Genomic DNA, 24,259 nt, shown 5'->3' on the forward strand with positions numbered 1-24,259 from the left:
GTTATCACACAAGCATTACTGTTTCTACTTTTATTGTCCAGCATCATGGCAGAGCGTAAAACCGGAACCGTTAAGTGGTTCAGCAACGACAAAGGATTTGGCTTCATCGTACCTGACGACGACATGGGGGGAGAAGATCTCTTCGTGCACTACAGCGAGATCGTCGGTGAAGGCTTCCGTACTCTTGAAGAGAACACCCGGGTGGAGTTTACGCCCGGCCGCACCGACAAAGGACTCAACGCCCAGGAAGTGGTGGTTATCGGATAAGCTGTGCCACTGACTTACCCGCATGAAAAGACGCCTTGTCGATGATTCGATGGGGCGTTTTTTATTGACCGCGGCCCTCTTCGGAGGCTGTTGAAGCGATCGCCGGCATCTGTTGCGGATGCAGGGCGCGCGCGATGGCATAGGCGCCCCGTACGAGGCGCGGCCCCGGGCGCAGGAGCCAGTCGGCCGGCACGCTGTACACCCGGTTGTTGCGAATAGCGGGCACCACGTCCCACGTGGGGTGCAGCTTCAGGAGCCGATTGGGGTCGTAGGAGCGTCCCCACGCGCCGATAATTACATCCGGTTGTTGCTTGAGCACGTACGCTTCGCTGAGCGTGGGCGCTGCGGCGTCGAGGGTGCGGGTGATGCTTTGCCCCCCCGCGGCGGCCACTAGGGTGTGCACGTAACTGCTCCCGCCAAACGCGTACAGCGTCTCGTCGCCAATCAGCACGAGCACGCGGGGGCGCTGCGCCACATCCGCCATGCGCTGCCGGAGCGTGTCCATGCGGGCCGCGAGCGAATCGGCCGCCGCGCCGGCCGGCGCGGGCGTGCCCAGCAACGCGCCGGTCGTTCGGATCGCCGCCCACACGTCGTCCACCGACCCGAACGAGAAGAAGTACACCGGAACGCCCAGCCCCTGCAGCGTCTCGGCCATTCGCGGCGTGTTCACCTGATCCGTCGCCCACACCGCCTCGGGGCGCTGCTGCACGATCGCCTCGTAGTTGGGCGGCAACGCCTGAATGGCCGGCAACGCATCCACCACGGTCGGCGGAAAGTCGTCGGCCGTCGTAACACCCACGAGCCGATGGGCCGCGCCCGCCGCTACGATAATCTCCGTGAGGTTGGGCGCCATCGACACCACGCGCCGCACCGGCTGCGGGAGCACCACCGTGCGTCCCAGCGCGTCCGTTACCGTCGTGTCGGCCGTAGCTGCCTCGGTGGACCCGTCGCCGGCGCGGCAGCCCGCGCTCCACAGCGCAACAACCAGCAGGCATATCGCGCCAAAAGATGATAACAGCCGCCTATATGGACGGTTATCTTGCCGTTTTCCCCGCATAGCGCCGGCATGCGGTCGGAAACTCACGCGCTGCGCAAAACAATTGGCTTGCATGTGGGTCGGAAGTATTGCCCCAAGAGTTACAAAACTAATCAGTGCTTCGCAGCATAGGCTGCGCCGCCCGGCGTCGCGTGCGACATCTTAATCTGCTCAATTACAAGATCTCCCACTCATGAAAAAACGTGTCTACATCGTCGACGACGAACCGAAGATTGGTAATCTTTTTACCAACGTATTGGTTCGAGACGGGTACGAGGTCGAGTCGTTCATCAGCCCCACCAAGATGCTCAAGGCGCTTGACGAGAGCAAGCGCCCGCCCGATGTCATCCTGGCCGACATGATGATGCCCGACATGGACGGCTTGGAGCTGCTGGAACTCCTAAACGAACGTGAGGTGAAGGCACCGGTTATCATCATGACGGCGCACTCGTCGGTTCAAACGGCGGTGGAGGCTATGCGGCAGGGCGCCTTCCACTACCTCCAAAAGCCCGTCAATTTGGAGGAGATGCGCGCGTTGCTGGAACGGGCGCTCGACCTGTACGGCGCCCACAAGGAGCTGGAGCAGATTAAAGACGAGCAGCAAGCCAAGTACGCTATCGACGGCATCTTGGGCGCAAGCGATCCCATCGCGCAAGTGCGCGACACCATCCGCACGCTCTCTGACGCCGCCAACACCACCGTCCTCTTTTCGGGCGAAACCGGCACCGGCAAAAACCTGGCCGCGCAAACGCTGCACTACAACTCGCCGCGCCGCAAGAAAGCCTTCATGGAGGTGAACTGCGCGGCCCTGCCCGACAACCTGCTAGAGGCCGAGCTCTTTGGGTACGAGGAGGGCGCCTTCACCGACGCCCGCGACTCGAAGCAGGGCCTCGTCGAGATCGCCGACGGCGGCACGCTCTTCCTCGACGAAATCGACTCGATGAGCATGGCGCTGCAGGCGAAGCTGCTCTCGTTTTTGGAAAGCCGTACGTTTCGCCGGCTCGGCGGCGTCGAAGACCTGGAGGTGGACGTGCGCGTGCTGTGCGCCACCAACGCCGACCTGGAGTCGAGCGTAAAGGAAAAATCGTTCCGGAAAGACCTCTTCTTTCGCATCAACGTCGTCAACGTCAAACTGCCCGCGCTGCGGCACATGGGCGACGACGTGCTGCTGATTGCCAAGCATCTGATTGGGGAATTCAACCGCGACCTGGGCCGCTCCATTAAGGGCTTCACCGAAGCGGCGAAAAAGAAAATGCTGGATCACATGTGGCCCGGCAACGTCCGCGAGCTGCGCAACGTACTGGAGCGCGCCATGATTTTTGCCACCGGCTCGCGGATCGAAGCCTCCGATTTGGCACTCGCCCGGCCCGGCCAACTGGGCGACCTGCACGGCGACGACGCCTCGTTTCACTTCCCTCTCGGCCGCACGCTGAAAGACTTGGAGAAGGCGTACATCCGCCGCACGCTCGAAACCAACGACAGCAGCTACGCCGACATCTCGGACGAGCTCGGAATCTCGAAAAAGACGCTGTGGGACAAACGCAAGCGCTACAACTTAGACGAAGTCGTGGATCGCTAAGCGCCCTGCAACAGCACCGCGGGCCGCAAGGTATGAGCGGGCCCGTACCTTTTTGCATTTACACGCTGCAGCATGGAACTGCCCGCCCCCAACGTGCTCGATGAGGCCCTGGCCGCTCTTCACGACCAGGTGTCTGCGCCGAATCAATCATTTGTTGCCGCGGCCCGTGCCGCGCTCGATCCGCCCCGCACCCCGGGGCTCGCAGGGCCGCGCACGCCCGACGCGCCACCCACGCCCGCGGCGGTAGCTGCCCGCATCGATCACACGCAGCTTACGCCTACCGCGACCGATGCGGCCATCCAGCAGTGCTGCGAGGAAGCCCTGCAGTACCAGTTTGGCGCCGTCTGCATTCCGCCGGCCTACGTGCCCCTTGCCACGCAGCACCTGCGCGACAGCGACGTCCGCGTGTGCACCGTCATCGGGTTTCCCCTGGGCGCCAATCGTCCCGTGGTGAAAGCTACCGAAGCCGGACAGGCCCTCACCGACGGCGCCCACGAGCTGGACATGGTCATGAACCTGGGCGCTTTCAAGAGCGGGCGCTACACCGACGTGCACGACGACATCGCCGCGGTGGTGGATGCCGCTGCCGACGCCGACCGCGAGGTGCTCGTGAAGGTCATCCTGGAGACGCCCTTGCTGTCGGATGCCGAGACCGCCGTCGCTGCACAGATCGCTAAGGCCGCCGGGGCCGACTTCGTGAAGACCGCTACGGGCTTTTCCGGCGGCGGCGCCACCTTTTCTGCTGTGGCCCTCATGCGCCAGGTGGTGGGCGACGCGCTAGGCGTTAAAGCGTCGGGCGGCGTCGGTTCGCTAGACAAGGCGCGGGCCATGCTCGCCCACGGCGCCACCCGCATCGGCGCGAGCGGCTCGGTGGGCATCATGGAGGGCGCCGCGGCGTCGGATGCGTCGTACTGACGCGCCGTGCGGGCGGTTTTTCTGCCGGCCGCTTGATCCTGACGCCTGTAATGCCTACGTTCGTAGAAACTCAACAATCCGCCTGCCGATGTCTTTTCGCATGTTTTCTGCCGTGGTGCTTGCTACCAGCCTGGGATTGCTCGCGTGCAGCGGGCCGCGCTCGGCACGTACTCCAGCGGATACCTCCGATGCGCGCGGCCCGCGCGCCCCGCAAACTCCGCAGACCGCCACGGTCGACTGGGCCACGTACGAAACGTTCGACCCCAGCCGCTATCCGGTGAGCCCGCCGCAGCGCGAGCTCAAAATCCGCCACCGCGTACCCACCCGCCTGATGCGCGGCGCCGCCGATCAGGGCATCCAGCAAACCGTGCAGGGCTACCGCATCCAGGTGTTCTCGGCCACCGACAAGCAGGCCTCCGAGGAATTTCGTCTGCAGGTGCGCAACTGGTGGACGAAGGTCCGCGAGGACGCGCCGCAAGACGTCTTTCCGAAGGACTTGCCCATCGTCATTGCCTACGGGCAGCCGTACTACCGGGTGCGCATTGGCGCGTTTGCCGACCGCCAGCGGGCTTCGCGAGCGCTCAACTTTATCCGCAAGCAGTACCCCGATGCCTTTCTGGCACAGAGCACGGTCACCGTCACGCGCTGAACCGGTGCTACCGTAGGTTGCTGGGCCGCGTGCCAATCTCCAGGAAGCGGACGAGCGCGGTTGGATCGGCGTTGAAGATGAAACCGCGGGTGTCGAGGTCCACGCGATAGCCCTCCTGCTCGGCCGCGGCCCGCATCGAAAACGGCAGCAGGCTCGACATCTGAAAGAGCGTCTCGGCGTATTCGTCGTCGTGGGGCAGCTCGGCGCGATCGGAGGGAAACTCCACCGCCGGCGCCTCCGACTCCGACAGGTGGATGTTGAACAGCAGCACCTCGCCGTCGCCCGTCGCAAACGAACGGAGCTGCTGGGCAAAGCGCAGCGGCTCGCCATCGGTGGCCTCGCCGTCGGTAACGTTGATGACGACCGGCGGGAAGCTATCGGCGTGCTGATCGATCCACGTGCGTACGCTGCGCGCGGCCAAATCGAGCGCCTGGCACATCGGCGTGCCGTTTTTGGCGTGCGGATCGAACCAAATGGGGACCTTGACGCGCTGCTCGGTGGATTCGCCATCGCCGGTGGGCACCGTCTTGATGCGCTCCTCCATGCGCAGCGGGCGCTCGGCGAGGTGACTGATGGGGATGAGGCCGCCCGGCGCCTCGAACCCTTCGGCCGGCTGCACCAGCGGCTGCACACGCTCGCCGTAGCCAATAACGCCCACGTGGAAATAGTCGCGCACGCCGTCTTCTTTCGCACAACGCAGCACCAGGTTCTGCAGCAACCGGTTCACGGTATCCGACAACACGCGGGCCTTGCTCGGCGCCGCATCGCCCATCTCCTGCGCGCCCCCAAAGGTATCTTGCATCGACGCCGACTGGTCGAGCAAAAACAGGAAGGCAGTGGGCTGGTCGCGGCTAATTTCGGCGGAATACGGCATGCAGCATGCGAGGGCTCGGGGGAACGGTAGCGGTCAGCGTGTGGCATGAACGCTTATGGGCCACGTTCCCCGCGGGCCGCGCGGTGCGATCAACAAATGTGTTACGCAGCGGCTCTCACGGCTCAGGAGCGACGGTCACCCGCTCGGAGAGGCGCGACTGGCCGCCGTCTTCGTAGACCACTTGCACCGCGTACTGATACGAGGCGCCGGTAGCCACAGCATCTTGAAAGCGTGGCGTCTCGGTGGCGCGGTATCGCTGCAGCCCGCTTGTGCCGGTGCTGCGGTACACCACAAACCAGTAATCCTTCTGGGCTGGTGTGTCGTAGGTCCAGGTGAGGGCAACGCCGGCCTCATCGTCCGCGATCGCTTCCAGCTGCTGCACCCCGGGGCGCACGCCGGTGTCGTAGGGCCGCGCGGCCACCGGGCGCCCGCCTGTCGATCGAAGCCCGGTCGAATCTTCGGCCACGATGCGGTAGGTGTACGCCCGATTTTGCACAACGGCAGCATCGGTGTAGGCTTCGGCCGTGTCGGGCAAGGTGGCGAGGGTGGTCCAGGCGCTATCCGGGGCCGGGCGACGCATCACCAGATGGTGGGCAACATCGGCACTCACCGATGCCGTCCACACCAGCTGCACGCTGCGTGCCGTGGGCGTTGCCTTGCGGATGACCGGGGCGGTAGGCGACACCACATCGGGCAGCTCTACCCGGATGCGCGTCTTCTCCGAAACGTTGTAGTTGCCGTCCACCGCCTCGACGGCAAAGAAGGCCTCGCGCGTGAGAGACTGCACTTCGAGGGTGTCGACGTACACGGTGTCGGGCACAAGGCGTCCGGTTTCTAGCGTTACGGGATCATCGGCGTCATTCGACTGAAACACCTTGTAGCCTTGCAGGTCGGGGGCGCTGTTGCGGGCCCATTGCAGGGTGACGATGCCGTTGGTATCCGCGCGGGCCGTGAGGCCGTGCGGCGGGGGCGGCGGAATCGAGTCGATGAGGTGGATGTAGCGCGAGCTCGACCGCGCGCGATTGCCCGCCGTGTCGATCGCCGTCACCACGTAGTAGTTCATCGCACGCGAGAGCGCGCGGCTGTCGGTGGTTTGACGCGTGGTGGGCGGCAATAGCCCCCGGCTTGAATCGGCAATAAACGGTCCATCGGGGGCGTTCGAAATGCCAACCTCGAAGCCCGCCAAGTCATCGGGGGCGGGCTGCGGCAGCTCCCACTGGATGCGTACCGTGGAGCCCTTCACCTGCTCCTTTTGGGTAATGCGGGGCGTAGGCGGCGCCACGAGGTCGCGGCCACGCACCCGCACCTGTGCCGGCAGGCTGAGCGTAGCAAACGGCGTGATTCCGTAGACGCGGTAGGTGTATTCCTGGGTTGCCACGGCGGTGCTGTCGGTAAACACCGCGCTTGTTGTGGGCATGTCCTGATTGCGGAGCGGGAGGTACGGCAGGTCGTTGAGCCGCTGAAAGGCGCCGCCTGTAAACGCTTGCGGGCGCTGGGTGGTGGCGTCGATGCCATTGGGGTAGAGCGGGGCTTTGCGGCCGTCGGCGCGCTCGATGTAGTACGCCGTGTAGGCCCCGTCGCCGTTTAGACCGGCGCGCGGCCAGCGGAGGATCGTTTTGTTTTGCGTTACCTTCGCCTGCACGGCGGGGGGCGGCACCTGCGGCCCAAGGTCGGTTGGACCCACGCGCACGTAGGCCGTGTCGACCGTGAAGCTATCGGGTTGCACCGCCGGATACACGCGGTACACGTAGGTGTGCTCGCGCGGCTGTACATCGGTATCGGTGAGGCGCAGCGCCAGCCCGCGGGCCGCGGTGGCATCCAGGTCGGCCGCCAGCAAGCTGAAGCCGTAGCGGCTCTTGTACGTGCTGGTCTTCATTTTGAGGCGGGCGTAGGGCCCCGTACCGGCAGGGATCACCGTCTCGCCGTACAGCATCTGCAGGGCCACGCCCGCGTACCGATCGGCCGGATTGTTCGGTTCCACGTATTGCCCCCAGGTGGCAAGCGGCCACGGGCGGAGGGTGTCGGCGACGACGGGCCGGAAGTCCTCGGGACGCGCCAGCGTCACGTCGGCCTGTAGGCGGCGCAGGAGGTCGTCAATCAGAATGCGCGGCACGTTAGCGGCCCGAAGCCCCCGGCGCACGGCCGCCGTGTCTACGTCCGCCAGGTTAATGGACTCCAACACGCGCAGCACGGCCGCTTCGTCAACGGGCTCTCCATCAGCCGGAAGGTTGTCGCGGAGACGCTCGACCCCGAGGCTATCAACGACGCGCGCGCCCACCCTGAGGCGCTCGACCACGTACCCTACGGCATTGCCATGACGCCAGGCCCGCGCCGAGGTGGGGGCCCACCGCAAGATGACGCTATCGGCGGCGGCCTTGGCCAGCACGCGCAGCCCGTGCGTGGTTGCGTTGGCGGGCGGCTGGCCGGGTGCCACCGGCGGCGAAGCCACAGGCGCATCAAGCGGTGGCGGCGACGGCTCGGGGCGTTCTTGCGCTCGTGCGCCGGGCACTGCCAGGTGCATAGCAGCAGCGATGAGCACCGCCAGGAGAAGTCCGCGTCTAAACGTCGTGGGTTGTTGCATCATGCGAAACGTCCATCGTTGGATAAAATGAAGCACGGGTGTGGCGTACAGCAGGGGCAGCGCGCCCGGGAACCGCCGTGCACGCCCCCGGGCATGTGGGCCTCGTGTTAGCGTCCAAAGTAGAACCAATCCCACTTCTGGTCGCCCGTAACGGGCAATACGATCTTCACGAAGCCACCGTCTCCTTTGGTAGACGAGTATGGCTCGTCGTACACGCGCCTCCCGGCAGGACTCATAAAGGAACTGAGTGACGCCTGACGGAAATACGTTTGCATTGACTCACAGAGATCTCGCATATAGCTACTCCATGTCCAGCAAGAAGAGTAGCCTGCCATCAATTCATTCTTTTTGGCACGCGCCTTTGCTCCAACGTACGATTTGATGTCGGCATGCTCGGCCATTGCGCCGTCTGGGAGTTCCCAACGCGTGGTGAAGTCCTTCCATTCAGCATTGAACTGCTCGCCGCCCGGTACGAGCTCGCTCTGTTGTAGCGGCGGCGCGCCGTAGCCGTCGGTGTCGCCCAGCACCCATGCCACAAGGGGGTGTGGCGGAAAGACAAACCGGCCGCGGTAGCTTCGGCCGTTGGTATCTACGCGGTTGTAGGCTGCGCTCCGCGGGTAGCTGCTTATGTACGGTCGTACATACTCGCGCACGTAACTTCCGGTCGTCGTACGGCCCGTTGGTTCAGGGCTTGGGCCTTCGAGGGTAAGATACGGATCGATGACGTTTCCTTTGCCAAAGAGGTCGTACTGGTCGTACGGCTCATAACGCGAGGTTACGGCAATGCGGTAGGCATCGTCCTCATGGTTGTAGTCTTCGGCCACCACGTAGGTGTCATCAAGCTTTTCGTTGTACGAGTTGTAGCGGCTCGTACCGAAGTGGTAGCTGTACAAAATCTTGTAGCCGGGCACAGCGGTGGTCGTCCCTACCACCTTGCGTTCGCGCACGCTGGCCGTCCCGCCGCCGCCCACGGTAAGGCTGCGGCGCTCTTCTTGCGCCCGGAGGTTTTGTCCCAGCCGGTTGATCCTTTCCTGGAAAGAAATATTCAGGTTACGGACGCGGATGAGCTGTACCGCGTAAATAGTGGAGCGGTCGATATTCGGCTCGTCCCACGTGATATATCCGCCTCCGGCCGATACGCGGGGCGTGCTAAATGATGTGCCGCCCCCAACAGACAGGTAGCGCACCCGCAGGTACACGCTGCGAATCTCATCGTTGGCGCGCTCGGCGGCCGTCATGTCTTCGAGGTAGCTGTAGTTGATCCCGTCGTGGGTGAAGTACAGCCCGTTGCGGCCGTGCGTGCCGCGCACGTAGTACCGCTTTTTGTCGAGCGGATAGGTGTGGGCCACGTGGTCGCGCTGGATGGTTGTGGGCCGCGTGCCCGTCGTAAAGGTGACGGTGCGCGTGCCCTGCGGAATGCGGTTGCCGTCGTCGTCCTTCGCGCTTATCCAACGGCCCGCCGCATCGCGCTCTTCGGCGTACGCGTTCACGGTAAAGGTGTACGTGGTGCGTCCTTTAAGGGCCTCGCTTGGTTTAAAGACCATGAGCGACCCATTGTCTCGTTTCTCCAAGGTGCCTGGCACCACCGGGCCATCGGCTGTGTTGCCCTCGTACAGCGTAATGCCATCAGTGGAGAGGCGCACCAGTGCCGGACCGTTGGGCCCTTCGATGGTCTCTACCTGGTCGAGGTTAAGGGCAAACGTGGCACTGGGCTGCGCAAAGACGCTCACGTCGTCTTCGCGCGGGGCCGGCGAAACATCCTGAATGGCATCAAGGCCTGCCAATGCCTGCCCGGCGCCCAACCGGCACTCGGTGCCACTGCTAAATTCGTAATTAAAGTCGCCCTCAATGAGTCCTCCCAGCACGCGGTATCGTCCCGCCACGTTGCCTTTCATCCACGTGGGGTTGGGAATGCCGCCATTCAGTTCGGTGGCCACACCCAGCTGGGCAATGGGGAGTCGTCCGGTGTAGATGGGGGGGAGATCGGCAATGATGCCCACCTCGCCATACACGCCGGCAAAAAACTGCCCGCGGGCGTAGAAGCCGTTGCTGCCGGGCACCGTGCCGGTCCCCTGGCACGTGGCCGCGCCCACCTCTTGCATATTTATCGTTGCGCCAAGGCCCGCATCGAGCGCGCCGTAAAAGATGGCGAAGCGACTGCCGAAGCCCGCCGAAGCCCCAAGGCCCATCAAAAACCCGACGTTGGGGTTGGGCGGACTGGGCTGAAAGCTGCCGCTGCACAACCGGCTCTCGCGGCCCCACGCAAAGTTGGCGGCATCGCAGTACGCCTTAATGGGCTTCACCCGAGCGGGCGGGCTGTTGCCCAGGTACAGAAACATTTCTAGCTTGGCCAACGCGCCAGCCAGCGGAAACTGAAACCACTGGTTGCCCGGATCGCCCACCTGAAAGTAGTACCGATCCTCGGTCCCGTTGATGTACAGCTTGGCACTACCCGACGCTTCCATAAAGCCGGCCGCCGGAGCATACTTCATCCCGAAGTCGCCCACAAAGGTTTCGTCCGGAATGTTGTAGACGAGCGACAGGTCGGCCGTGCCTTGGGCTGTTTGCGCCCGCTGCGTAATGTTACCCCGCAGGCGGCCCTTGCTCAGGAAGTAGCCTTGACCGTTGAGCGTGACTTGCTCGACCCCCGTGCTCCCGTTGTTAAACGCCACCTCGAAGTTGACGTCGCCGTTAAACACCTCGGGGCGCGTCAGTCCGATGGTAAGGCCGGCGCGCAGCCCCAGCGCAATGCTCTCATCCACCTGGTAGTGGGTTCCGGTGTCGGGCGGATCGGGCGCGGGCCACGGATCGCCGGTGCGGCGTGGCGGCGAATCTGGCAGATAGTTGATCGCCTTGTTCGTCCATGTGAGCGGCGGCTTCATGTGATAGTACGCGCCGCCTTTTGCGCCAAACATTTTCAGTTGGCCAAACGGCCCGATGGGCAGCCCCTGACGGTAAAATCCGCCCAGGTTGCCCAGCCAGTAGTCAACATCGTCTTTCGTACCGAAGATGAACTCGGCTTGCACGCTGGCTTGTCGCATAAAGGTCGCCGATACGCTGCCGGCAATCCCGTCGCCAAAGCGCTTGCCAAATTCGTTCTGCCGCCCCGAAGCAGTTTCCGACTGAAAGAACAGCAACGTGCCGTCGAGTTCCAATATTTTGCCGAGGCCGCCAATGACGCGCACGCGGTCGAGGTGGAAGTCGTCGAACCGGGCCTCGGCCATCTGCGAGGGGCGTGGCTGGGTGATGGTGCTCCACAGCGTGAAGCTGGTCGACGCCGTGAACATCTGGGTTTGCTCCATGCCCGGTAGCGAAAGCTGCACCTCTTTAAAGGCCAACCCAAGCGACACATCGCCGCTCGTACCCTCGCCCGGGTTCACGGTGATCTCCCCAATTTTGATGGGAAACCCGCCGATGAGGTTGTAGCCGACGTCGGACGAGCCCTTGCTCCACGTGCCCGCATCAACCCGGTCGGTGCCTCGGCTACGCAGCGTGAACCCCTCGAATGGAATGGCGGCTAGCTTAATCGTTTGTCCGGAAATTCGGAGGCCCGCTTCGGGAAGGGTGAGGGATTGACGGCCGACGCCCGCGGTTTGTCCGGCCACGGTGACATCCAGTTCCGGCGTGGTCAGTGTTTGCTCGGGCACGGTGATGTTCACCTCTGGCGTTTGGCCAATGACGCCCAGTTCGCCGTGGAGCGTAGCCTCGGCCGTAAAGTCGCCGTTGGCATAGTCGATGGAGATGTTGGTGCCCTCTTTCAGCAGGAGCTGCGAGCGCCACAGGTTGGTGTTGTACACGCGGCCCTCGGCATCACCCAGCAGAAAGGTGAAGTCGAGCGTGCCGTTGGCGGTTTGTGTGATGGTGGCGTTGTACGGCAGCCCGTCGTTGATCACGGGCATTTTCACGCCGCCCGTCATGCGGGCATCGGCCAGCGAGTTCTTGGTAATGGTGAGCACAAAGTCGTCGATGCCGTAGCCCCACCCGCCAAGGTCGCCCTCCGGGAAAGCCATCAGGTCTTGGACACGCGCACTGAGGCTCACGCCGGCGTTGTCGATGAGAAGCGGCGCGGCTGCGATGCTGAGGCGGGCGTCGGGTTGGGCGCGGGTGCGCAGTGCAGCGGGCAACGTAAGGGTGGCATCTGGCACATACAAGCCGGTCCACAGGCCGCTTGTGAGGCCCTGGTAATCGTCAGGAAACTGCATGTCCTGCGGATTTGCGCCCGCGGCGTGATCGTACACCACCGGCGTTTCGGGCACGAGGATGTCGGGCGCCACCGCGAGGGCGCTGCGCTCCAGGGTTCCGTCCGCCATCCAGTCGCTCAGCCCGCGGGCCGCATCGGTAGTGAACGTGAACGACGCCGTGGCTTGGCCGCCGGTGTCTTGGCCTTGAGCATCCACCGGAACCAGCCAGCTGCGCACGTACGCAATATCGAGGGCCACCGAGAGGTCGCCCAGCTGGTTGTTTTCCCACAGGGCGTACGTGCCCTCGGCCGGCGCGCCGCCCGCGCCGGTCCCGGCGGCCGCTTGGTACCGAAAGGTTTTCTTTCCGCCCGCCGCGGGGAAGGCGCGGTCTTGCAACAGGCGCAGGGCAAAGGAGCCGCCCAGGCCGTTGCTGTTGAGGCACACATCGGCGGCGCCCAGCGTCAGCGTTTCGTTGAGCGCGGGCATCGGCACGTGCAGCAGCGCCTTGGCGCGGCTGCCGGTGGGCGCAAACTGCAGACCCACTACAGCAAGCGTCATCGGCCCGCGTCCGGACGGGGCAATGCCAAAGGGCAGCCCCACGGGCTGGGTGCCGTTGAGCTGCGGGGCCATCCGTCGGCCCCTGGTGATTGCCGTGGCGATGGCGGCCGCATGCGTGCGGGCCAGCGCCTCGATGGTCGTGGTGGCGTTTTCAAGCACGCCCTCGGCGAGCGCCGTCACCGCGTCATCTTGTGCTGCGGTGACGGTTCCGGCGTACACGCGGCCCGCCGCGTTCACCGAGAGGTTGGTGAAGGTTACCGCGAGGGGCGCGCCCAGATACGGCACGTTGATGCGGCCGCGGCCGCTGAGCTGCGCCGCCGAGCCGCGGGCCGTTTGCACGGCCAGCGGAAAGCCGCCCACGCGAATCGTTTGCCCTTCGTAGCCTGGCGCGGGCGTCGCGGCGGGCGTCTGGTCGCTCGGCGCCGTCATGCGGCATTCCGCAAGGGCCGGTTGACGGGCAGGCCCCGCCGTGACGGCGTAGGTCTCCACCGGGCTGGTGGCTAACGTATCGAGCGTGCCGTCGGGCGTTTGCCCCACCAGTAGCACCTGCCACACGCGCTCCCCTGCGCCTCCACGATGCGGCGGCGCATCGAGGGTGTACGTGTTGCTTGGCTGGTACGCCACCGCCGTATCGAGCACCGTTGCGCCTTGCGCAAGGGCGGCTGCGGCCGACTGCCCCGGGGCGCGCGCGGTTACCTGCACGCGCTGCTCCAGCCAGATGTACGCGCTGTTCGCACCCACGCTCAGGCCCGCGGGGGCCGTCCACTCTAGCGGACGCGTCGGCGCAACCGTTGCGCCATCGGTGGGGGCTTGCAGCTGCGGATCGCCGTAGGCCAGCGTGCCCGCCGGCTGGTACGTAAAGGTGCGGATGTCGCTCAGGCCCTCGTTGTTGAAGGGCACCGACTGCCCGCCCAACGTTGCCCCAGCCACCACGCGCCAGGCGTACCGCTTGCCTACCTCCAACCGCAACAGATCGGGCGTGTAGGTGAAGCTCGTACGGTTTGCAAAGGTGTTCTGATAATGGATCTGGTTGGACTGAATGGCCTGAAGCGGCGTTTGGCCCGGCAGCATTTCCACCAGCAGCACCTGATACTGCGGCTGTGCCGTCGCCGGAATATTCATAGACGGCGTCCACGTAAAGGTGGGCGTAGCCTGTTGCACCGTTGTCTCGTCAACCGGCGTTGCCAGGGTGGGCGGCTCGGGATAGATGACCTGAAACGTGGTGATGCCGGGGATCGTGGTCGCCATAACAACGTCCCGCACCATCGGCTCCACCCGCAGCGTGTACGTCCCTTCCGGCAAGAGGCCAGCCTGTAAGACGCTGCTACGCACCCGCCCCGAGAGCCCATTGAGGATGTCGCTAAAACTGGTGTTGAAGTCGATGCTAGGTTCGTCCGAGAAGCGCCGGTACACGTACGTCCCGGGCTGAAAAAGCTTCTGGTCACTCGTACGATCAATCAGCGGTTGCCCATCCTTCGAGAGCGTGACCCGAAAGCGAAACTGAAACGGATCGAAGCCGGTGAAGGCAAACTGCAGGAGATACTGCCCCCGGTTGTAGTTCTGCCGCAGATCGCCCACAAATGGACTGGGCAGCACCGGCGGCACCCCGGTGATGGTGACCTGCGCCGTCCCCTGTGCCTTGGCAGACGGTGGGCACAACGCGGCCCCCGCGCACACCAGGAGAAGCGCAACGAGCACATGGGTTGCCTTGGGCATGAGCATAGAAAACCGTGGAGATCCGCTGAGAGCAAAAAAGGAACGTACAGCCATCCAGAAGCGCGTAATCATTGGGGACTAAAATCGGTGGGCAAAGCGGAGGGACGTCTGCACTTCTTGAAACGAGGGGCCGTCGCTGGACTGGCTCGACAATCCGCGCAGGTTGAAGCTCACCTGCCCGCCGTCCCACAAGCGATATGTTGCCGTCACCATCGTCGTGAACTGACGGGAGGTGCTCGCCAGGTCGCACGTGGGGTTGCGAATGGTGCCGATGGGCTGCAAGATGTTCTGCGTTTGCGAAAGCCCAACGGTGGCATTGGTGCGCAGGGCCTGATCCAGAAAGGCATAGCTGGCGCCCACGTTGAACCCCGTCACCTGCGTCTCGGCACTGGCGGCGCCGTTCGTGGAGAAGTTGGCCGATGCGTTGGCGGCCAGCCCCGATGGCATCGACAATACGTAGCTGAGCGTGGCGTTTAGGCTGTTCGTATCGGCATCGGGACGGTGCGTCGTTTGCCCAGGCACGGGCGGACTTTCATCCGCCACCGACTGCAGCGCGGCCGATAGCGTAAATGTGTGCGATCGCTGCCCGCCACGCAGCGAAAGTGTGGGCGTGAGGCTGAGGGTGCGCACCACAATGCGCCGCGCGAGCAAACGACCGAGCGGCACCTGCGCCCCCAATCCGCTTCCCGATGCCCCGGTGGGCGTGTTCTCGTTCACCATCTGCATCACTGCACTGCTCAGCGTAAACGAGCGGCTAAGACGCATCTGCGCGTTTAGCATGTACTGCCGGCGCCGCAAGGTGGTGATCTTCTGGTCGAGCAGGTTGTTGCGCATCCGCTGAAATTGCCCGCTGACGTTGAGCCGGCTGTCGAGCAGGCGCACGCGCGGCCGGACCGAGATGATCTCACGGTCGCCTTGCTCTTGCGGGCGCCCCATCGACCGGAAGCCCGGCTGTACGCGATTGTACGCAACGCGCATGCCCCAGCGCCGCAACGACAGCTCGGCCGAGGCCCGGCCTGCTACGGTGAAGCGGCTGCTGGTACGCGGCGTGAACAGACGGGTGAGTGCGCTGGGCACGCGGCTGTTGCTGAGGTCGAGCCGCTCGTCGCGCACATCGCGGGTGTAGGCACTTGCCGTCGCCTCGGCGCGCACATTCAGCGCGCCCTCAAAGAGCTGGAGGCCGAAGCTGGGGGTGACACTCAGATTTTCGGCCGGTTGCAGGAGCGAATCTGCACGCAGGCTGTCGGGCGTACCGGGCGCTGGGGAAGCGATCGAGCCGGGGCTATCGCGCCCCAAGAGCCCGATGAGGTGAACGTGGGTTCCGTCTTTTGAGCCAACGCCCAGCCGCGCTGCATACAGCCATCGCTCGTAGGCCGCGCCCCGTAGATACGCGCGCCGCCGATCCAGCGGAGTCGCTCCTGGCGTCACGTTGCTGGTAAACGGCCGGGGCTGCACCGCCCGCTGGGCACGCCCCATGGCGAACGTAGCCACCACCGGTCCGGGCGACACTTCCAACAGCCCACCGCGCAGCGTTTCTCCATTAAGGCTGTAGGTTGAGAACGTAGGGCTGACGGTGCCGGCCCGCACGCGCCCCCAGCCCCAGGCCGTGGCAAAGCTGATGCGGTTCAGGGATTGGCGCACGCCCGTGCCCGTCGTGGAATACGTCAGGTTGAACCCCGACGAGAGCCCGAAGAGATCGAACGTGGTGCGTGCGAACGCCTGGAAGCTGCTGCCCGGGCGACGGCTAGGGATGCCGCTGGCGCCGTACGCCTGCGACGAAAACCCGACGCTCCCGCTGATCGTGCGACCCAAAAACGACGGCCCGCTGCCCGCGGACTGTGCGTACGTTGCAGGCACGTGCATGGCCAAGAGGGCCGCGGCGGCTAGCATCAGTGCCAGGGCCCGCCGGCGCCACCGAGGCGGCAACGCCGTCGCGCCGCGCTGACGTGCGGAAAGGTGGGCAGCGGCAGCGCCGTCCGACAGAACGCGGGCCGTGAGCGCGTGATGTATCGCGAAAGCAGATCGTTTCATACAGGGGCGGGCCCCGGTCGAGGCCGGGCCCAAGGAGTTTGTACGTTGCGCATCCCCAATATGCGGTGCAGCGTCGTTGCGCGCTTTCGTCTATGTTGCAATCTGTTGCGTTCAGGTTGCAACCGCATGCATTCAGGATGCACAACCCTGCGCGATGCACGCAACAGAGGATGCGCTATCACCAGCTAGCAGCTGCCGGAGCGGTGCTGGCTCCTGGTGCCAGACGCGGCTTGTCCCTGCAATCATGAATCCACACCCGCGCATGGGCAGGGGTTTGCAGCCGAGCGAACGCGTCATTTCTATCGTGCTGCTGAGGCCCGTCACGATATGCTTGCACCGACATCCGCTTTCTCCCGCGCGTAAGCCGAGCAACAAACGCTCGCCTCGCGTGTGCAGGGGTAGTGCCGCAACATGCAATGGCCGCAGACCTTCCGCTGGTGCAATCGTACGCATGTTTGCACCACACACTAACGCCTTCACTTGTGCACCTCATCGCCCATGGCTGCCTCGGCCCCCTCGTCTTCTGCTGCCGCATCCGATGGTTCAGCCGCATCGGTCGCCGAAATCGACGCGAGTATGAAGCCGCCGGATGAAACGCCCGGCAGCGGCGGCAACCAGTTTGGATGGTTTGGCGGGGTGTTCACACCTACGCTGCTCACCATCCTGGGCGTCATCATGTTTTTGCGCGAGGGCTGGGTGCTGGGCAACGCGGGCCTTGTGGGCGGCCTTCTCATCATGCTCCTTGGCTTTGGCATAACCATCTGTACGGCCCTGGCCATGTCATCCATCACCACGAACATCCGGATTGGAGCCGGAGGGGCCTATGCCATCATAGCACAGAGCCTTGGCCTGGAGGTGGGCGGCAGCGTGGGCATTCCGCGCTACCTGTCGCAGGCGCTGGCAGTCACCCTCTACATCTTTGGATTTCGCGAAGGGTGGCTCTACCTTTTTCCCGAGCACCCGCCGCTTCTCATTGACGTTGCCGTATTTCTCGTCCTGTACGGCATCGCATACGTGAGCGCCGACTTTGCCATTCGGGTGCAGTATCTCATCATGGCGGTGATCGCTGCAGCCCTTGTCTCCATCGGTACGGCCGCGGCTACGGGGTCGATGCAGTACGGCCTCAGCGAGATCCAACTGTGGGGCAACTTTCCGGGCTCGTCTGAAAATGGCTTTTCGGGGACCAGCTTCTGGATCGTGTTTGCGGTATTCTTCCCGGCCACAACCGGCATCATGGCCGGTGCCAACATGAGCGGCGACCTCGAGGATCCGAAGCGTGCCATCCCGCTGGGTACCATGGCAGCCATTGGCGTTTCGCTGGTCATCTACATCTTGCTCGCCATCTGGCTGGCCCGCTCGGCCACGCCCACGGAGATGGTCAGCAACTACACGGTGATGATGGACAAGGCCTACTGGCCGTCGGCCGTCCTAGCGGGGCTTCTTGGAGCGACCTTTTCATCGGCGCTTGCATCGATGGTGGGCGCCGGACGCATTTTGCAGGCAATGGGCGCGCACCACGTTGTGCCTGGGGCCGGATGGCTAAAGCAACAGTCCGAGAATGGGGAGCCGCGCAATGCGATGTGGGTAACGGGCGGCATCATCTTTTTGTCGCTGCTCCTGCGCGACCTCAACCTCATCGCGCCGCTCATCACCATGTTCTTTTTGGTGACGTACGCCATGATCAACGCCGCCGTCCTCATCGAGCAGAGCCTCGACCTCGTCAGCTTCCGCCCGCGGCTGCGCATTCCCATCTGGGTGTCGGCGCTCGGCTTGGCCGGCTCCCTCTTTGCCATGTTTATTATCAACCCAATGGTGAGCCTTGTGGCCGTGGTGGTAACGCTCGGCTTCTACGTTGTGCTGGCGCGCCGCCACCTCGACGCGCCCTTCGAAGACGTGCGTTCGGGCCTGTTTGTGGCTTTTGCCGAATGGGCCGCCAAGAAGGTGACCGAGCTGCCCACCATGCAAGAGCGGGCCTGGAAGCCGAACCTGCTGGTGCCGGTGGAGGATGCCAGCGACCTGCGGGGGACCTTCCTCTTCCTGCAAGACCTGACGCACCCCCAGGGGTCTGTAAAGATTGTCGGCGTGTCTGCGGCCGATGGGCCGGCCCGACCCGTGCGTTCTACAGCGGCTGCCGCGCCCCCTGCCGCGGATGCTCCCGATCCGTCCCGCGCTGCCACCGACGCGCTCAACGAGGAGATCAGCGCCCTCACCCATGCGTTTCGTGAGCGGGACATCTTTGCCTCGGCCACGGTCATTGATGCGGGCGGCTTTGCCGACAGCCTGTGTGCCGGCATGCAGACGCTACGCGGGGCGTTCTTCCGCCCGAATGTCCTTTTTCTGCGGATGCCCGCGACCCAGGCTCGTGCGGATGACTACCGCGTCGTTATTCGTGAGGCCGACCGCGAGAAGGTGGGCACCATTCTCTATGCCCCCCACCCCCGCGCGGCCCTCGGGCAGCGGCAAACCATCAACGTCTGGATCCACGACCGTAGCCCCGACTGGCGCATCTCGATGGAGATTGGCAACCTTGACCTCGCCCTCCTCACCGGCTACAAGCTGTCGCAGAACTGGGATGCGAAGTTGCGTCTGCTGACAGTCGTCACGGATGACGCCGAGCAGGCGAAGGCCCAGGACTTTTTAGAGAAGCTGATTGACGTGGGACGCATTCCCAACGCCACAGCCATTGCCGAAACCGGTGCGTTCGACGATTATATCGACCGTGCCCCGCAGGCCGATCTCAACATCTTTGGGCTCGTTCCTACGTTAGACTTCGCTTTTCCGCACCGCATGGTACGCACGACGCAGTCTACCTGTCTTTTCGTGCGCGACTCGGGTCTTGAATCGGCCCTTGCGTAGCGCGCGCTGCCCCGCGTTGCTCGGTGTGCTGGACATCGGACGTGTCGTATGGGAGTGGGCGTCTCGTATGAGAGTGGGCGTCGGGAGGGGCTACCACCTCATTACTCCCCAGCTATCCCAGAGTGACTCGTACATCTGGTGTGGCGACAGCCTTGCGACTTTCCATCAATGACTCGAAGATCAGTAAAGAACAACGCAAGAACCTTGAATGGGCCCTCTGAAATTTGCAACCAAGCAGATCGGAGCGTTCTTATCGCTTTCCCTTCAGGGCTCGTAGTGCATGAGGAATAACGGTTCGACCATCACCGGAGCGGGGCGCGACAATCGCCAGCCGAATCGACGAGTATTCAGGTTGGCCCACTGGCAGCATGAAAGCACCAGCCCTGCGTCCGGGTGCTTGGCCGTGTTACGCCGCGTGAGGAGTTTCGCATAACATCCGTTACCGAACTTCGTCCGACCTCCCTAAAACCCAGGCTGTAAAGTCGTAGGAGTAAATGTTGAACAGCCAAGTAGACACAGCTCCGAATACGGTCATCAGAACCCATGGCAGTACCCGGCCACCAATGTGAGTCCGCAACCCAAATAAATTTGAGAGGTAAGCTATTGAAGTAACCATGGCAAAAATAATTAATACTTTTACAAGATTTATAATATTTTTACCAGATAGCAGTCTTTTCGACTCGTGGCTCATAGTTTTTCTCAGTTCTTGTGCTGAAACTTGCTTTGCTGATTATTGAAGGAAGAGCGCAATGAGTAAAGCAGACTTGTCTTGCACACCATCTGCTGAGCAAAACAGGTCTGTTTCATCAGTTTGATCCGGTCTATCCCCGCGTGTGCGGGGTCATCGCGGCGACGCGGATGCAGCCTGGAAGCGAATCGGGTCTATCCCCGCGTGTGCGGGGTCATCATCTCGCCACGGTGGCCATCGACGTCGACGTAGGGTCTATCCCCGCGTGTGCGGGGTCATCCCCTCTTGCCCAGTATCAGTCCTACGCTGCTCAGGTCTATCCCCGCGTGTGCGGGGTCATCATTCTGAGACGAAGATTGTCAAGCCTATCACGCGGTCTATCCCCGCGTGTGCGGGGTCATCCCGCCAATGCGCCCGCGGCTGCCCTCAATCGGAGGTCTATCCCCGCGTGTGCGGGGTCATCGTGCCGGTGGGGAGGAGATTGTGGTCAACCTCAGGTCTATCCCCGCGTGTGCGAGGTCATCTAGGCACGATCATCCTGCTGACCCTCCATTATGGGTCTATCCCCGCGTGTGCGGGGTCATCGCAAAATAAGAACTTTCATGATCGTATTCGTCAGGTCTATCCCCGCGTGTGCGGGGTCATCTACTACCACACGGTAGCCAACCGAGCCTACGGCGGTCTATCCCCGCGTGTGCGGGGTCATCTCCAGCAGCTCGCGGATCGATGTACCTTCGTGCGGTCTATCCCCGCGTGTGCGGGGTCATCCCAGCAAGGGTAACTCCGACCTCTACACGATGAGGTCTATCCCCGCGTGTGCGGGGTCATCATCGGCTGGCACCATAACCCCAGCGCTGTCACGGGTCTATCCCCGCGTGTGCGGGGTCATCGCCTCGATGAGCAGGCCGCAGTTGCCGATCATGGGTCTATCCCCGCGTGTGCGGGGTCATCTCCGTCATGACCCAGCCGTACTCGTCGTCGTACGGTCTATCCCCACGTGTGCGGGGTCATCGCAAAGCGCCGAGTGACGCTGTCCATGGGCGGCGGTCTATCCCCGCGTGTGCGGGGTCATCCCCGTTCGCTTGGCGCTGCGCACAGGCGCTACCGGTCTATCCCCGCGTGTGCGGGGTCATCGCGTGAGGTAGGATTCGGGATCGTCGCAAAAAAGGTCTATCCCCGCGTGTGCGGGGTCATCGGCCAACCCGGTCACCGCCCGCCTGAGCGCGGGGGTCTATCCCCGCGTGTGCGGGGTCATCGGTGGGCGGCTTCGCCGGCCCGCCCCGGCTTACGGTCTATCCCCGCGTGTGCGGGGTCATCGTCCTTTCAAGTCTGTGCTTCGCTCTCTGCAGCGGTCTATCCCCGCGTGTGCGGGGTCATCCAGCGTGCGCAGTCAAGCCAACTGGATCGTGAGGGTCTATCCCCGCGTGTGCGGGGTCATCACCCGGAAGCCGATGCTTCCAGGGCTTTCCAGAGGTCTATCCCCGCGTGTGCGGGGTCATCCCGGATGGCCTCATAATCTTGTGCGTCGAAGAAGGTCTATCCCCGCGTGTGCGGGGTCATCCAACACGCTCCTCCGCGGCGTCCACACGCTCTTGCGCATCGGTCTATCCCCGCGTGTGCGGGGTCATCCCATCGGTTGACAGATCGGTTTTCGCGTTGACGGGTCTATCCCCGCGTGTGCGGGGTCATCGTGCCGAACTGTTCGGCCATGAATCCCAAGTTGGGTCTATCCCCGCGTGTGCGGGGTCATCCGCGCCCTTCGTCGATCCACGAGGCGCGGAAGAGGTCTATCCCCGCGTGTGCGGGGTCATCGCCTTCCAGCGATCCTCGTTCGTTTCGGCATGCGGTCTATCCCCGCGTGTGCGGGGTCATCGTTTGGTGTCTCGGCATCCTCGTACGACACTTCGGTCTATCCCCGCGTGTGCGGGGTCATCCCACATTAATTTTTACCGTGACTTGCTCGGCCAGGTCTATCCCCGCGTGTGCGGGGTCATCCCTGCGCCGATATGTCACGGCACAGGTACATCAATCTCATTATATCAAAGAACATAGCCAGATGCAAGGCTCCCTGCTGCCAATCCGGCAGACCCTACGGGGTGTCCTCGCCCTCGGCTGGTAGGTACCGAAGCACCGGATCGTTTGCGTCGGGCGTGGGCTCCGCAGCGCGCGCGAGATCCTGCAGCTCGTCGATGTCATGCGCGGCAGTAAGCCCCCGTACGGTCAGCCATAACCCTTCGTGGTCGACCATCTCTTTCTTGGGCCACCCGATCATCCGAACGCCCAGCCCCGAGGGGGCCTGCCGGCTCTTCCAAAAAAGCACCACGCCGCCCTCCGGCGGAAGCAGTCCGGCCCATTCCATCATCACATGCCAGACGCGCTCCCGAACAGACTTCTTCATCCGCGGCGCGGCATACACGCCGGGGGCAATCTCGTGCATGCATGAGGCCAAAAATCCGTTGAAGCGGTTGGGCGTGTTACGCGTCACCGCGATCGTCATCGCCATCGAGCACCTCCTTGATCTGATCAATCATTTCGGGAATGACGTTGTTTTGACGCAGCATGCGTCCCGTCATTCGCCGCGTCAGCCCTTCAATTTTCCCGCCGCGCTGCCTGTGGCGCTTTGCCGCACGAAACGCCACGGGCAACGTGAGCGTGGCGCGGTGCAAATCGGCGATGTCGAGGGCAAAGGCGTAGCCCGACGATTCGTGGATGAAACCAAGTTGCGGGACGGTGCCCGTGACGGCCACGGCAATGCGCGCCGCAGCGTACACGGCCACCGCCGCGTGGTTGATGGCCTGGTTCACCGCATTGGTCGCCTCGGGGTCGGTACGGTCGTAACGCCGGCCCTGCCACTGCACGCCGTACTGCTCGGCAAGGCGCTCGTAGACCTGCTTCATGCGTGCGCCCTCCACGCCACGCAGCGAGTCCATGTCGCGCATGTATGGTGGAAGTTCGCCGCCCAGGCGCATCGTGTACATGGCGCGGGCGACGTCTATGCGGCGGTCTTCGTTGGCCCACAGCATAGCGTGCTGGCGTGCGCGCTTGGCGCGATCGGGGCCCAGCGGCATACTCACGGCATAGAGCCGCACGCCCTTCGACCCCACGGCCAACAGTCCCGTCTGTTGCCGCGCCAGAAGCCGCAATGCATCGTGGCTAATGACGGTACCCGGCCCCAACAAAAGGTTGGAGATTTGTTGCAGCGGGATGTCGTACGCGCCGGCCTCCAACTGGTCGTTGCCCGCCGTGGTAAAAACCACCGTGCCGTCCTCGACGGCCAGGCGGCCACGCTCCAGCCAGAGCAGCCCGTGCCGATCGGCCTGGGGCACGCGCGCACTTTCAAGTCCAAGGCGTCCTTTGAGCGGCATGGGAAGGACAAGTGGTGAATGGCGAATAACGAATGGCAAATGGGGGTCCCCGCAGGACAAGAACCGTCCCTTTCTGGATCGAGAAGCGCCCGGTTTTACACCGTTGCTTTTTCGGAGGTCGTACCAGCGGACGATAGCGCAGCCTGCCGCCACGCCTCCATTCATGCAGGTCTGCACAGGTTACGCACGGCGGATCTTGAGCATGCCGTACCCGAAGGTTTTGTGACGGCCGAGGCCCGATCGGAGCACCTGCAGGAACGCATCGCTGTCCGTCACCTGCAGGGTACCGGTGAACGTCACGTCCGGGCGCTTGATCACCGCCGCCTTACGCTTTGTGCCGTTGGGGACGCGCCGCATCATCCGCTCAATCGAAAATCGCTCCAGGCCGGCCGCTGTGATATCGGCCCCGCCGCGCACATCAAACTGACGCGTCAGCCAATCGGCATACACCTGTTCTCGGCTGAGGGGGACGTCGCTGGTCCACTGCTCAGACAGAAAGGCGTCCAGCTCCTGTCCTTCGCGCCAGTGCACCGTATCGCCGGCAGCGTTGGTGCCCGACCCCGCAGACGCCTTTCGGATCACCGGGCAGGCGCGCACCTCAAACCGGAGCGCGAGGCCCTCGGGGAGCGCAGTGGGCATGTCTTTCACGGCCAGGGCCTCCCAATCGCACAGATCGTACACCGTGGGGCTGGCCCCAATCTGGGCCTGATTCTGCAGGCCGTCTGCATCAACATCGGCGTAGCCCAGCACGTGCACGTGCCGCGCGCCCGGCGTCGACTCGATGCTAAAGGGCTTGGGGGCATCGTCGCCAAAGAGTTCGCCCAGGGCGCAGTGTACAAGATAGTTGGTGGTTGTGTGTTTAGCGGGCAGGTTCAGCATACGGCCGAGGGCGGCGAGGCCCTTGGCGTCGAGCTGAAGGTGCACCATGTGAAAGGTGTTGGTAGATGTTGCAGTGATCGCCAT

General features: G+C 63.6%; 13 protein-coding genes and 1 CRISPR repeat array. Of the genes, 5 read left to right on the forward strand and 8 right to left on the reverse strand.

The annotated features are described in order from the left end of the window. Positions 1–45 precede the first annotated feature (45 nt). Positions 46–267: a cold-shock protein gene (locus SALLO_RS0106450; protein ID WP_022835493.1), complete on the forward strand. Its 222-nt coding sequence runs from the start codon at positions 46–48 to the stop codon at positions 265–267. Between the two features lie 61 nt (positions 268–328). Here SALLO_RS0106450 and SALLO_RS15685 read toward each other — a convergent pair whose 3' ends face one another. Continuing rightward, positions 329–1,324 (reverse strand): ABC transporter substrate-binding protein, encoded by a 996-nt coding sequence (locus SALLO_RS15685; RefSeq protein ID WP_022835494.1) that lies wholly within the window; start codon positions 1,322–1,324, stop codon positions 329–331. A gap of 172 nt (positions 1,325–1,496) precedes the next feature. On the opposite strand from SALLO_RS15685, the gene SALLO_RS0106460 reads away from it, so the two are divergent. The 3 genes from SALLO_RS0106460 (at position 1,497) to SALLO_RS0106470 (ending at position 4,446) form a co-directional block, all read left to right on the forward strand. Beyond that, complete coding sequence (locus SALLO_RS0106460) at positions 1,497–2,882, forward strand: sigma-54-dependent transcriptional regulator (RefSeq protein WP_022835495.1); 1,386 nt, start codon at positions 1,497–1,499, stop codon at positions 2,880–2,882. Between the two features lie 72 nt (positions 2,883–2,954). Further along, positions 2,955–3,797, forward strand: a complete 843-nt coding sequence (deoC, locus tag SALLO_RS0106465) for a deoxyribose-phosphate aldolase (RefSeq protein ID WP_022835496.1) — start codon at positions 2,955–2,957, stop codon at positions 3,795–3,797. Positions 3,798–3,885: 88 nt separating this feature from the next. Then, positions 3,886–4,446 (forward strand): SPOR domain-containing protein, encoded by a 561-nt coding sequence (locus SALLO_RS0106470; protein ID WP_040605733.1) that lies wholly within the window; start codon positions 3,886–3,888, stop codon positions 4,444–4,446. Positions 4,447–4,453: 7 nt separating this feature from the next. On the opposite strand, the gene SALLO_RS0106475 is transcribed toward SALLO_RS0106470, so the two are convergent. The 4 genes from SALLO_RS0106475 to SALLO_RS0106490 form a co-directional block, all read right to left on the reverse strand. After that, on the reverse strand, positions 4,454–5,320 hold the full coding sequence (locus tag SALLO_RS0106475; protein WP_022835498.1) for a vWA domain-containing protein: 867 nt from the start codon (positions 5,318–5,320) through the stop codon (positions 4,454–4,456). Positions 5,321–5,435: 115 nt separating this feature from the next. Further along, positions 5,436–7,904 (reverse strand): fibronectin type III domain-containing protein, encoded by a 2,469-nt coding sequence (locus tag SALLO_RS0106480; RefSeq protein WP_022835499.1) that lies wholly within the window; start codon positions 7,902–7,904, stop codon positions 5,436–5,438. 104 nt (positions 7,905–8,008) lie between these two features. Then, a complete protein-coding gene (locus SALLO_RS0106485) occupies positions 8,009–14,356 on the reverse strand; it encodes an Ig-like domain-containing protein (protein WP_157621318.1) in 6,348 nt (2,115 codons plus the stop codon). A 78-nt stretch (positions 14,357–14,434) separates the two neighbouring features. After that, the gene (locus tag SALLO_RS0106490) at positions 14,435–16,387 is read right to left on the reverse strand and encodes a hypothetical protein (protein ID WP_157621320.1); all 1,953 of its coding nucleotides are present in this window, start codon (positions 16,385–16,387) and stop codon (positions 14,435–14,437) included. Positions 16,388–16,885: 498 nt separating this feature from the next. On the opposite strand from SALLO_RS0106490, the gene SALLO_RS0106495 reads away from it, so the two are divergent. Beyond that, on the forward strand, positions 16,886–19,243 hold the full coding sequence (locus SALLO_RS0106495) for an amino acid permease (RefSeq protein WP_211214081.1): 2,358 nt from the start codon (positions 16,886–16,888) through the stop codon (positions 19,241–19,243). 818 nt (positions 19,244–20,061) lie between these two features. After that, positions 20,062–21,926: direct repeats of the CRISPR family, unit length 28 nt; unit sequence GGTCTATCCCCGCGTGTGCGGGGTCATC. A 94-nt stretch (positions 21,927–22,020) separates the two neighbouring features. On the opposite strand, the gene cas2e is transcribed toward SALLO_RS0106495, so the two are convergent. The 3 genes from cas2e to cas6e form a co-directional block, all read right to left on the reverse strand. Continuing rightward, entirely contained in the window at positions 22,021–22,434 is a 414-nt protein-coding gene (gene cas2e / locus SALLO_RS15690) for a type I-E CRISPR-associated endoribonuclease Cas2e (protein WP_084696192.1), read from the reverse strand. Further along, on the reverse strand, positions 22,406–23,296 hold the full coding sequence (gene cas1e / locus SALLO_RS0106510; RefSeq protein WP_022835504.1) for a type I-E CRISPR-associated endonuclease Cas1e: 891 nt from the start codon (positions 23,294–23,296) through the stop codon (positions 22,406–22,408). Before cas1e ends, cas2e begins: the two co-directional genes overlap by 29 nt. Positions 23,297–23,476: 180 nt before the next feature. Continuing rightward, positions 23,477–24,259: a type I-E CRISPR-associated protein Cas6/Cse3/CasE gene (gene cas6e / locus SALLO_RS0106515; protein WP_022835505.1), complete on the reverse strand. Its 783-nt coding sequence runs from the start codon at positions 24,257–24,259 to the stop codon at positions 23,477–23,479.

Origin of the sequence: Salisaeta longa DSM 21114 (assembly GCF_000419585.1) — a bacterium.
GTDB lineage: Bacteria > Bacteroidota > Rhodothermia > Rhodothermales > Salinibacteraceae > Salisaeta > Salisaeta longa.